Source organism: Erythrobacter ramosus, from assembly GCF_009828055.1.
GTDB lineage: Bacteria > Pseudomonadota > Alphaproteobacteria > Sphingomonadales > Sphingomonadaceae > Erythrobacter > Erythrobacter ramosus.
In genome coordinates this window covers 1072469-1084488 of sequence record NZ_WTYB01000001.1, presented here as the reverse complement: position 1 = coordinate 1084488, position 12020 = coordinate 1072469, and the positions used below count along the sequence as shown (strand labels likewise).

Genomic DNA, 12020 nt, shown 5'->3' with positions numbered 1-12020 from the left:
GCATCAGTTTCAACCCCAACCTCTCAACCCAATCAAAAAGGACAAACTCCCATGGGTATCATCGGTTCGACCCTCCAGCCGTTCAAGGCGACCGCATTCCAGGCCGGCAAGGACTTCTTCGACGTCACCGACGCCGATCTCGCCGGCAAGTGGTCGGTGTTCTTCTTCTACCCGGCTGACTGGACCTTCGTCTGCCCGACCGAGCTGGAAGACATGGGCGAAAAGTACGGCCAGCTTCAGGCGATGGGCGTCGAAGTCTATGCCGTCAGCACCGACACGCACTTCAGCCACAAGGCCTGGCACGATTTCTCGGACAAGATCAGCAAGCTGACCTTCCCGTTCCTCGGCGACCAGAACCACGTGCTGTCGAACAACTTCGGCGTGCTGCGCGAAGGCGTTGGCCTGGCTGACCGTGCGACCTTCGTGGTCGATCCGGACGGCGTGATCCAGATCATGGAAATCACCTGCGAAGGCGTCGGTCGCAATGCCAACGAACTGACCCGCAAGATCAAGGCCGCCCAGTATGTGCGCGCCAATCCCGGTCAGGTTTGCCCGGCGGCGTGGGAAGAAGGCGGCGACACGCTCGCTCCTTCGCTCGACCTCGTCGGCAAGATCTAAGCCTACCCTTTCGGTCAGCGCGGGGCTTCCCCCCTCCCCCACGCCCTGCGCTGACTGACAAATCCCGAGCGGCTTGATGCCCTCGGGTCGTGACCGGGACCGGATGTGCCCGCCCCTTCTCCCCCTGATCGGGGCAGGCGATCATCCGGTCCCGCGTTGCCTGAACACGGATCAGACCATTTCTCGCGCGATCATCCGCGCCCGGAGGAAACACCATGCTCGACGCCGCCATGCAGGCCCAGCTCAAGACCTATCTCGGCAATCTGCGCGAGGGCATCGAACTGGTCGCCTCGCTCGATGACAGCGAGAAGTCGCGCCAGACCCGTCAGCTGATTGAACAGATCGCATCGCTCCACGACCTCGTCACCGCGCGTTTCGACGGCACCGATGATCGCAAGCCGAGCTTCGTAATCCGCCGCGCGAGCGACGCGGAAAAGTGGGTGCGGTTTGCCGGCCTGCCGATGGGCCATGAGTTCACCTCGCTGGTGCTCGCCTTGCTGTGGGCCGGCGGTCACCCGCCCAAGGTCGACGCAGACCTGATCGAGCAGGTCCGCGCGCTGGAAGGCGATTTCCATTTCGAGATGTTCTTCTCGCTGAGCTGCCACAACTGCCCTGATGTGGTGCAGGCATTGACGCTGATGGCGCTCGAGAACCCGCGCATCACGGCGACGCTGATCGAAGGCGGCACCTTCCAGAGCGAAGTCGAGGCGCGCGACATTATGGCGGTCCCAGCGACCTTCCTCAACGGGCAGCCGTTCTATAACGGCAAGATGGAACTCGCTGAAATTCTGTCGAAGCTCGACAAGAACGCCGATGCCAAACAGGCCGAGAAGTTGGCTGCCAAGGCACCGTTCGAAGTGCTCGTGATCGGCGGCGGCCCCGCTGGTGCGGCGGCGGCGGTCTATACCGCGCGCAAGGGCTTCAGCACGGGGATCGCAGCGGAACGCTTTGGCGGTCAGCTGATGGACACGCTCGGGATCGAGAACCTTCCCGGCACCTCTTACACCGAAGGGCCGAAGCTGACCGACAGCCTCAAGAAGCACGTCGGCGAATATGAAATCGACCTGATGGACCTCGCCCGCGCGGTCGAACTGCGCAGCGCCAAGGACGTCGGCGGTTATCACGAGGTGGTGATGGCCAACGGCGCGAGCCTCAAGGCCCGTTCGCTGATCCTCTCCACCGGCGCACGCTGGCGCAACCTCGGCGTGCCGGGTGAGGCCGAATATCGCAACAAGGGCGTGGCATACTGCCCGCACTGCGACGGCCCGCTGTTCAAGGGCAAGCGCATCGCGGTGATCGGCGGCGGCAACTCCGGCGTCGAAGCGGCGATCGACCTTGCCGGGATCGTCGGCCATGTGACGTTGATCGAATTCGACGTGAAGCTGCGCGCGGATGAGGTGCTCCAGCGCAAGCTGCGCTCGATGCCGAACGTCGAGATCATCACCAACGGCCAAACCACCGAAGTGTTGGGCGATGGCACGCGCGTGAACGGGCTGGTGGTCAAGAACCGCGCCAATGGCGAGGAACGCCGGATCACGCTGGAAGGCGTGTTCGTGCAGATCGGCCTTGTGCCGAACACCGAATGGCTGCGCGAAACAGGGCTGGAGCTCAGCAAGCACGGCGAGATCGTGATCGACGACCACGGCGCAACCAACATCCCCGGCATCTATGCCGCAGGCGATTGCACCACCGTGCCGCACAAGCAGATCGTGGTCGCGATGGGCGAAGGCGCAAAAGCGGGCCTCGGCGCGTTCGACTTCCTGATCCGGAATGAACCGGTCGAGAAAGTGGCGCAGGCGGCGTAACAGCGTTCAAAATTGTCTCAATAAGAGGGGCAGGTTCTCACGTGGGAACCTGCCCCTCTCGTCATTGCGAGCGCAGCGAAGCAATCCATGGCCCGCTGCCGCACCAATTGCGACAGTCGGTTCATGGATTGCCGCGCCGCTTCGCGGCTCGCAATGACGAGGGCCATTAATCGCCTCACTCAATCAAAAACCGCGTATTAATCGATTGGACGCGCCATCCTGAAAGCGTAATCTTCTCGCCATAGACCCCCGCAAGGGACGAGTCTGGGATTTGAGAGGAGAGATGATCATGGATGCAAAAACCGGAGATATCAGCGGCGGCTGCCCCTTCCACGGCAGCATGGACACGCGCAATCTGCTGGGCCGCACCAACCGCGATTGGTGGCCGCAGGCGATGCAGCTCGACATTCTGACCGAGCAAGGCAAGAGCGCCAATCCCTATGGCGAGGACTTCGACTACGCCGAGGCGTTCAATGCGCTTGATTACAAGGCGCTCAAGGCCGATCTCACCGCGCTGATGACCGACAGCCAGCCGTGGTGGCCCGCCGATTATGGCCACTACGGCCCGTTCTTCATCCGCATGGCGTGGCACGCAGCGGGCACCTATCGCACCGGTGACGGGCGCGGCGGTGCAGGCTCGGGTCAGCAGCGCTTTGCTCCGCTCAATTCGTGGCCCGACAACGGCAATCTCGACAAGGCGCGCCGCTTGCTGTGGCCGATCAAGCAGAAGTACGGGAAGAACATCAGCTGGGCTGACCTGTTCATCCTCACCGGCAATGTCGCCATCGAAAGCATGGGCGGCCCGGTGTTCGGCTTCGGCGGTGGCCGTGCGGACGTGTTTGAGCCTGAGAGCGTCTATTGGGGCACCGAAGAACAATGGGTCAATGAAGGCGTTGCCACCCGCATCAATGCGCAGGAAGGCAAGGCGCTCGAAAACCCGCTGGCCGCGATCCAGATGGGCCTCATCTACGTCAATCCCGAAGGGCCGCAGGGCAACCCGCATGACCCCGAAGGCATGGCCCGCGACATGCGCGAAACCTTCGCTCGCATGGCGATGAATGACGAGGAAACCGTCGCGCTCACCGCAGGCGGTCATGCTTTCGGCAAGGCCCACGGCGCCCATCCGGCGGACACCTTCGGCGGCGCTCCAGAAAGCGAAGACCTGCACCTGCAAGGCTTCGGCTGGCTCAATGACGAGGCCGAGATTGCCGCTGGCAACATCACCACCTCGGGCATCGAGGGCAGCTGGTCGAACAACCCGACCGCGTGGAGCCACGATTACTTCCGCATCCTGTTCAAGTATGACTTCGAGCTGGTGAAGTCGCCCGCCGGTGCCAACCAGTGGACGCCGATCAACCCCGATCCGGAAGATCTCGCTCCCGACGCGCGTGATCCCAACAAGCGCGTGCCGACGATGATGACCACCGCCGACATGGCGCTGAAGAACGACCCGGAATATCGCAAGATTTCCGAGCGCTTCCTGGCGCACCCGGAACAGCTGGATGACGCCTTCGCGCGTGCATGGTTCAAGCTGTGCCACCGCGACATGGGGCCCAAGGTGCGCTACCTCGGGCCGGAAGTGCCGGAAGAAACGCTGATCTGGATGGACCCAGTTCCGGCTGGCACCACCCCGTCCGAAGCCGAAGTGGCGCGCTTCAAGGAAGCGATCCTAAACAGCGGTCTTTCGGTGCGCGAGCTGGTCAAGGCGGCCTGGGCCTCGGCTTCGACCTATCGCAATTCGGACCACCGCGGCGGTGCCAACGGCGCACGTGTACGGCTGGAGCCGCAGCGTTCGTGGGCGGTCAATGATCCGGCGGAGCTTTCGAAGGTGCTCGACACCATCGAGGCCCATCGCGGCAACCTCAGTATGGCCGATGCCATCGTGGCGGCCGGAAACGCGGCGGTCGAGAAGGCGGCGAAGGATGCCGGGTTCGACGTGACTGTACCGTTCCTCGGCGGGCGCGGCGATGCCACGGACGAGCACACCGATGCGGCCAGCTTCGAGCCGATGGAGCCGTTTGCGGATGGGTTCCGCAACTACCTCAAGACCAAAGCGCAGGTCCGTACCGAGGAAATGCTGATCGACCGGGCGCATCTGATGGGCCTGTCGATCCCCGAACTGACCGTGCTGGTCGGCGGGATGCGCGCGCTGGGTGCGGTGAGCGATCACGCGCATCACGGCCACCGCATCGGCGTGCTGACCGAAACCCCGGGCAAGCTCACGCCGGACTTCTTCCGCAACCTCCTCGACATGGGCACCCGGTGGACGCCTGTGGATGAGAGCGGCGACGAGGAATATGTCGGCACCGACCGCGCCACCGGCACGGAAAAGTGGCGCGCGACCCGCACCGATCTCGTCTTCGGCTCAAACTCGATGCTGCGTGCGCAGGCCGAGGTCTATGCCGAGAGCGGGAATGAAGGCAAGTTCGTGTGCGACTTCATCTCGGCCTGGAACAAGGTGATGAACGCGGACCGCTTCGACGTGAGCTACGCCAAGTATCACTGAGCAAGCTGACCCGTAACAAGAAGGCCTCCGGTAGCAATGCCGGGGGCCTTTTGTGTTATACGGCCGCAAAACAGGACACCCCCATGACTGGCGAACGCGAGCGCCACTGGCGCACCGTCTACACTGACAAACAACCCAATGCCGTCAGCTGGTATCAACCCACGCCCGAACAATCGCTGCTGGCGCTGGATCGCTTTGGCGCAGAACCGGGACAGTCGCTGATCGACATCGGCGGCGGCGCCTCGACGCTGGTCGATGCCTTGCTGGCACGCGGGTGGGGCGATGTGACCGTGCTGGACATCGCAGCACCGGCGCTTGCCGCAGCACAAGCGCGGCTGGGTGTGGCCAGCGCGAATGTTGCATGGGAGGTCGCCGATATCACCGAATGGCAGCCGCCGCGGCGGTATGACGTGTGGCACGACCGTGCGGTGTTCCACTTCCTCACCACGCCTGAACAGCGCGCCGCCTATGTCCGGGCGCTGGGTGAAGGGCTGGCGGCGGATGGGCTGGTGATCATCGCCACCTTTGCGCTCGACGGGCCGGAGAAATGCAGCGGGCTGGCGGTGGAACGCTATGACGCAGACAGGCTGGCCGCGAAGTTGGGGCCGGGCTTCACGCTGGCGGCGGACTGGCGCGACGAACACATCACTCCGTGGGGGGCACGCCAAGCGTTCACGTGGTGCGTGTTCAGCCGCACGGACTGACCGTCAGATCCAGCGCGCGTCCCGCAGGGCGGCGACATTGGCGCGGGCGACCGGGGCTTCCAACCCGCGCGGCAGTTTGAGGCGGATGTTGCGCCCGTCGCGCACCACATCCTCCACCGCTTCGCGCGCCACCCACCAGCTGCGGTGCACCTGCATCCCCTCCAGATCGCCCAGCAAGGCAATCCCGTCACGCAGCCGCATCAGCACCAGCGCCGATCCCAGCATTGTGTGCACACGCAGGTAGTGATCCTCCATCTCGAGCGCGATGATGGCGCTGCCGAGTTCGGCGGGGAGTTGGTCAAGCAGAGGGTTCGAGGGCAGCGGGGCGGTTGCAGGAACGGTCGTCGCAACGGGGGCGAGTTCGGCAGTTTGTGGAGCCGCGACGAGCGGCACCGCAATCGGCTCGCGCGGGCCCTGCACGAGATTGAACAGCACCGTTATCGCCCCGCCGATCACCAGCACCGAAAAATAGGTGCCCATCACCACCTCGAGCCCGGGCCAGCCCAGCGTGCCGAACGGCTCCCGGTTGATGGCCAGCACCGCGATAGTCATCGGCACTGTACCCACCAGACAGGTCGCCGCCAGCATACTCCAGCGCGGCAAGGCCAGCACCCGCGACCCCCAGCTCGCCACGCTCTGCATCGGGCGGTAGCAGGCATAGCCGAGCCATGCGAAGCCGATCCACGTCACCAACCGCTCAGCCAGAGGGGCGGCGATACTGCCGAACGGGCCGATGATGGCGAGGAACACCCCGATCACGGCCATCGCCGCCAGATCGATGATGATCCGGCGCAAAAGCGCGTGTCGCGGCGAGGCCGGTTGAGCGTTCATGGCGCTGGTCTGACTGCCCATTCGCGCTTCGTAAAGTGGCAAAGCTCCGGCTTCCCGGCCATTTCGCGCACAGCACGCGCGATTGGCGCAAGGTCGATTGCCCGCGAATGGCCCGGCGGCATCCTGACCTCAGCAATCACCTTGAGCCCTTTAGGAGACCCGCCATGACCACCATCAGCCTGCCCTTCGCCGCCCGCCGTCCCGCTTACGCCAGCTTCGACATCGGCCCCGTCGCCCGCACCGCCATCAGCCTGTCGTGCTTCACCATGTGCTTTGCCGTGGTGGTGTCACTGGGGAAAGCGGCGCTCGGCATGGTCGAGGGGATCGAGGCCTATGCCAAGCTGCCGATCATCCTCCACGTCGCCGCCGTGCTGCCAACGATCCCGCTCGGCGGCTGGCTGATGCTCGCGAAGAAGGGCACGCCGATGCACAAGCAGCTGGGCAAGGTCTGGTTAGTGTTGATGCTGATCACCGCCACCACCGCGATCTTCATCCAGACAAGCGGCACTTTCAGCTGGATTCACCTGTTCGTACCGCTCACCTTCCATGCCGCCTGGAAGGTGATGTCGACGGCGCGCAAGGGGGACATCAAGGCGCACAAGGCCCATTTGGTGCGCACCTACCTCACCGCGCTGATGATCCCCGGCATTGCCGCCTTCGCGGTGCCCGGGCGCCTGATGAACGTGATGCTGCTGGGTTGAGCGACACGGCCTTGCGCGAAGCGACGAGCGGCTTAGGGTGCGGCCCCATGATCAAACTCGCACCCCTGCTGCTCACCGCAACCGCCCTTCTCGCAGCCCCCGTTTTGGCCGAGGATGCACCTGCCAACCCCGCTACCAGCACGCCCGAGGCGACCGCCGGGATCGGCCCCGGCGCGCGGCCGGTGGGGGCGCAATGGAGCCGCAGTCCGGTGATCGCCCCCAACGGCATGGCCGCCACCGCCCACCCGCTCGCCACCCAGATCGCGCTCGATATTCTGAAAGCGGGCGGATCTGCGGTCGATGCGGCGATTGCCGCCAATGCGGCGCTCGGCTTGATGGAGCCGACCGGCAACGGCATCGGCGGCGATCTGTTCGCGATTGTCCATGATCCCAAAACCGGCCAGCTTGTCGGCATCAACGGCTCGGGCCGCTCGCCCAGCGGCCAGACGCTGGAGCAACTCAAGGCCAAGCTGCCCGCCGGCGCGACCAGCCTGCCCCCCGTGGGCGTGCTGCCCATCACCATCCCCGGCACGGTGGATGCGTGGTTCGATCTCCACGCGCGCTTCGGCAAGCTGCCGATGGCAGACGTCCTCGCGCCGACGATCCGCTACGCCCGCGAAGGCCACCCGGTCGCCCCGGTGATCGCGATGTATATGGACCGCGGGCTGAAGAACTACGAGCGTCAGCGCGCCACCACCCCGTTCGACTTCGCCAATGCCCGCGCAACCTATTTCAAAGATGGTCGCGCGCCGCGCCCTGGTGAGATGTTCCGCAACCTCGATCTGGCGAACACGCTGGATCGGATCGCCAAGAATGGCCGCGACGAATTCTACGCGGGCGCAACCGCGCGCACGATGGTCGATTACCTCCGGCGGCAGGGCAGCGCATTCTCCCTCGCCGATTTCGCGGCGCATGACAGTGAGTGGGTCGATGTCGCCTGCGTGGAATACCGCAAGAGTTACGAGTTGTGCGAGCTGCCGCCGAACTCGCAAGGTTTCGCGGCGCTCCAGATGGTCAACATTCTGAAGAATGTCGACCTCAGCCAATGGGAGCGCGGCAGCCCCGAGGTGATCCACTACATCACCGAAGCCAAACGCCTCGCCTTCGAAGACGCCGCGCGCTTCTATGCCGACCCCGATTTCGCCCGAGCGCCCGCAGAACTGCTCTCAGACGAATACGGCAAGCAACGCTTCGCCCTGATCGACCCGGCAAAGGCCACCGCCGCCTTCACCCCCGGCGCGCTGATCGCGCCGAAGCTGGAGGGGCCGGGCGACACCACCTACCTCACCGTCGCCGACAAGAACGGGATGATGGTGAGCCTCATCCAGTCAAACTATCGCGGCATGGGCGGCGGGCTGGTGGCCGACGGGCTCGGCTTCATGTTCCAGGATCGGGGCGAGCTTTACAGCCTCGATCCGGCGCACCCCAATGCCTATGCCCCCGCCAAGCGTCCGTTCCAGACGATCATCCCGGCCTTCATCCGCAAGGACGGCAAGCCGTGGATGAGCTTCGGGCTGATGGGCGGCGGGATGCAGCCGCAGGGCCATGTGCAGGTGCTGATCAACCTCGTCGATTACGGGATGAATCTGCAAGAAGCGGGCGACGCGGCGCGCCTCCACCACGACGGTGGCCGCCAGCCGACCGATGCGCTGGCGGGCAGCCCCGCCGACACCGCGCCGGTCGATATGCTCGGCGTGCTCCAACTCGAACCCGGCATTCCAGCCGCGACGGTCGAGGCTTTGCGGGCGATGGGCCACAGGGTCGAAGTGGAGGGAACTGGCATCCCGTTTGGCGGCTATCAGGCGATCGTGCGCGATCCGGTGAGCGGCGTCTATACCGGCGCGACCGAGATGCGAAAGGACGGGCAAGCCAGCGGCTACTGATCCGCCCGCTCGTCATGCGGGGTGGCGTTTTGCGTTAACGAGGCCTTCACTGAATCCGGGTAAATCCCTGTTATTAAGCCGGGATTTCTCTGACAGGGCCGCATTCATGTCGCTGATTGACCCCACCTCCTTGTCCCATCTGCGGGAGCGCTATCCGCGCAGCCCGGGACGATTGCGCCACCATCTCGCTGCCGAGGGTCTGCTCGGCTATGACGCGCTGGCCGCAGCCGCACGCGCGCTGCCGCGCCAGCATGTCGAACGGCGCGTCCACAATGCCAGCAATGGCGAGGCTTTTCGCGTGCTGGACAGTGACGCTCACCTAGCTAACGCAATTGCCGCAGGCGGTGCGTCCTCGGGATGGATCATGCTACGTTATATTGAGCAATTGCCCGCCTATCGCGCGTTGCTCGAACGGCTGCTGGCGGAGATTGCCCCCATCATCGGCTCAGCGACCGAGGCGGTGCGCGACATCAAGGGCTTCGTGTTCATCTGCGCGCCCGGCGCCTACACCCCTTTCCACTTTGATGCCGAACACAGCATCCTGTTCCAGATTGCCGGGGACAAGGTGCTCGCCGCCTATCCGCCCGCCCCGCCTTTCCTCGATCTGGCGCGGCGCGAGGCCTATCACCGTACGGGCGAGAACGTGCTCGAATGGAAGCATGATTACGCCGCGCTGGGCGAAAAGCATCTGCTTGCGCGGGGCGACGCGCTGTTTGTGCCCTATGCCGCGCCGCATTGGATCCATGCCGGTTACAAGCCCTCAATCTCGCTGTCGGTGACATGGCAATGCCGCAAGAGCCGCGCGATTGCCGATGCTTTAAGCCTCAACCCGCTGATGCGCCGCGTCGGCCTGCCCGCCTATGATCCGGTCGCGCGGCCCAGCGCCCCCTGGCTGCGCGCCGCAGCGGGCCGGTTCGGCCAGAGGATCGGGCTGGTATGATGCCGTTCGGCGAGGCGCGCCTAAGCCGGTAGCGCCAGATGCTTGGCGCCGAAAACAGATTGCCAGCTGGCGATTTCCTCGACCACGGCCTCATCCAGCGCATGGATTAGGTCGGCCGTCGCGCCATAGGTCAGGGCGGCGGGCGCGCCTGACAGCAGCAGGCCGATCCGCGCCTCGATCTCGCGCAGCTTCTCCGCCGCCACTTGCGAGATCGCAGCGAAGCGTTCGAAATCGCCGAAGTAACGGATCCCGGCAAGGTTCGCGCCCAGCGTCGGGAAGGCCACGCCGCAGAAGGTGAAGAACGGCGACCAATCCGCTGCCAGGTGCTTGGGCACAAGACCGGCAAGGCCCGCGCCTTTCAGCGCCAGATAGGCCATGACTGAGGCGACCGCGAGCGCGAAGCAGGTCTCGGCTGCTGTGTCGAGCCGGTGGTGCACCCGCTCCAGCCGGTGGGCCTTGGCTTCGTGATAGCTGGCCTGCCCGGTGACATGCGGCAGGACGACACCGGTCAGCCCCGCGCGCAGATAGTCGCGCGTCACCTGAACCTGCGGCAGGCCGACATCGCGCAGGGCATGGCGGGCGAAGTGTTCGGGCCATTCCGCGCCGTCACCGCTGCGCGCCCAGCGCCCCGTCGGCCGTGCGACGCCCAGCAGCAGCAGCGCGGGGGCATGGCGCAGATATTCGGCCACGCGCCGCATCGCGAACCAGCGCCGGTGCCAGCCGAGCCGCGATCCCGCCGCGGTCATCACCAGAATCCCGCCCAGCAGCAGCAGCTCGACCAGCGCAAAGGCCCATTTGATATCGCCCATCCCGGTGGGCAGAAAAGCGATCCCGATCATCACCGCCAACGCGGCGAGCACGAAATTGACCGTCATCCCGCTGCGATAGGCATCGGCGAGGCGGCTCGCGATGCCATCGGACCAAGCGAACAGCGGCAGCACATCCTCGGCCAGCTGGCGCGTCACTTGGGCATCACCGCCCGGCATGGCCTGCGCCGCGGCCATCACGCCTGCACCGCTACCAGCGGCGATTGCGCCGGGCGCTTCATAGGCGGTCTTCAGCGAGGCGAACGGGCTGCCTCCGCCGCCGAACATCCGCTCAACCCGGCGATAGAGGCCGAATGCGCGCGAGCTGTGCGGGCGCCATTGTTCCTTGGCGAGGCTGGCCGGGCTCCAGTCCTCCACCACCACGGCGGCGCGGATGATCGCTTCCAGCCGCGTACAATCGGGCTCCCCGTCGCAATCGGGCTGGGCCAGTTCCTCGGGCCGGGTGAGGATGCGCCAAGCCTCGGGCGCGGCGGGGTCGATCAGCAGCACCGGCGTCCCCATCTGGAGCGCGGCGACGACCGTATGCCCCGTCCCGCCGGGTAGATTGGCGACCTTGCCGTCCCACACCGCGATGACGAGATCGGTGCGCTCGATCATCACCCGCCCGGCCAGCGCGACATTGTCCGACGCCAGTGCCTCAAAGCTGCGCGCGGCGGCGCGGTCCTCCGGGTCGGCGATGACGGCGCGCCACAGCGCTTCCACCTCGGCATCGCGGTCGGCCAGTTCGAACAGGCAGGCGCGCGCGGTGACAGCGCGGATCGCGGCGGCCTTGGCCTCGACCGCAGGATCGCTCGCCATGCCGCCCGCCAGCAGCGCGTCGGCATCAGCCAGTGTTTCAGGGTGGGCGTTGATCGCGGAATTGAGCCCGGCGCCGAACGGCATTGGCACCGCGAGCTCCCAGCCCTGCGCCAGTGCGAGCTCCGCGGCGACCTGATCCGTACCGTCGACCATCAGGCTGTGGAGCCGCACCGCCCCGTGCGCCCCCGGCAAGCTGTCGGCAATCGCCTCGATCCGGGCGAACAGCGCGGCGAGCGCAGCCGCAATCGCCGCCGCATGGGCGCGGTACGAAGGGTTGGAGGCGCGGTGACCCGTAATGCCCAGCGCCAGATGCGGCTGCCAGCTGTCATGAATCCGGGCGGGCAGATGGGAAGGCATGAGGCGCGGCGTCTCCCGCCCGCGCGCAGCCGCAGGCTTGGCAACGTGCT

9 protein-coding genes are annotated in these 12020 nt (G+C 65.6%); 7 read left to right on the top strand and 2 right to left on the bottom strand.

The features are described from left to right. Positions 1–51: 51 nt before the first annotated feature. The 4 genes from ahpC to GRI59_RS05430 all read left to right on the top strand — a co-directional run bounded on the left by ahpC (position 52) and on the right by GRI59_RS05430 (position 5633). On the top strand, positions 52–618 hold the full coding sequence (gene ahpC / locus GRI59_RS05445) for an alkyl hydroperoxide reductase subunit C (protein ID WP_160760136.1): 567 nt from the start codon (positions 52–54) through the stop codon (positions 616–618). A 215-nt stretch (positions 619–833) separates the two neighbouring features. Next, positions 834–2423 carry an alkyl hydroperoxide reductase subunit F gene (gene ahpF / locus GRI59_RS05440; protein WP_160760135.1) on the top strand — a complete coding sequence of 530 codons (1590 nt, stop codon included), beginning with the start codon at positions 834–836 and terminating at the stop codon, positions 2421–2423. Positions 2424–2712: 289 nt separating this feature from the next. Then, positions 2713–4929 (top strand): catalase/peroxidase HPI, encoded by a 2217-nt coding sequence (katG, locus tag GRI59_RS05435; RefSeq protein WP_160760134.1) that lies wholly within the window; start codon positions 2713–2715, stop codon positions 4927–4929. 83 nt (positions 4930–5012) lie between these two features. Beyond that, positions 5013–5633, top strand: a complete 621-nt coding sequence (locus GRI59_RS05430) for a class I SAM-dependent methyltransferase (protein WP_160760133.1) — start codon at positions 5013–5015, stop codon at positions 5631–5633. Between the two features lie 3 nt (positions 5634–5636). On the opposite strand, the gene GRI59_RS05425 is transcribed toward GRI59_RS05430, so the two are convergent. Then, complete coding sequence (locus GRI59_RS05425; RefSeq protein WP_160760132.1) at positions 5637–6464, bottom strand: LytTR family DNA-binding domain-containing protein; 828 nt, start codon at positions 6462–6464, stop codon at positions 5637–5639. Between the two features lie 164 nt (positions 6465–6628). Here GRI59_RS05425 and GRI59_RS05420 point away from each other — a divergent pair, with 164 nt between their 5' ends. The 3 genes from GRI59_RS05420 (at position 6629) to GRI59_RS05410 (ending at position 9988) form a co-directional block, all read left to right on the top strand. Further along, complete coding sequence (locus tag GRI59_RS05420) at positions 6629–7165, top strand: DUF2306 domain-containing protein (protein ID WP_160760131.1); 537 nt, start codon at positions 6629–6631, stop codon at positions 7163–7165. A gap of 47 nt (positions 7166–7212) precedes the next feature. After that, a complete protein-coding gene (locus GRI59_RS05415; RefSeq protein WP_160760130.1) occupies positions 7213–9048 on the top strand; it encodes a gamma-glutamyltransferase family protein in 1836 nt (611 codons plus the stop codon). A gap of 106 nt (positions 9049–9154) precedes the next feature. Further along, positions 9155–9988 (top strand): transcription factor jumonji, JmjC, encoded by an 834-nt coding sequence (locus GRI59_RS05410; protein ID WP_160760129.1) that lies wholly within the window; start codon positions 9155–9157, stop codon positions 9986–9988. 20 nt (positions 9989–10008) lie between these two features. Here GRI59_RS05410 and GRI59_RS05405 read toward each other — a convergent pair whose 3' ends face one another. Beyond that, positions 10009–11970 (bottom strand): hypothetical protein, encoded by a 1962-nt coding sequence (locus tag GRI59_RS05405; protein ID WP_160760128.1) that lies wholly within the window; start codon positions 11968–11970, stop codon positions 10009–10011. Between the last annotated feature and the right edge of the window lie 50 nt (positions 11971–12020).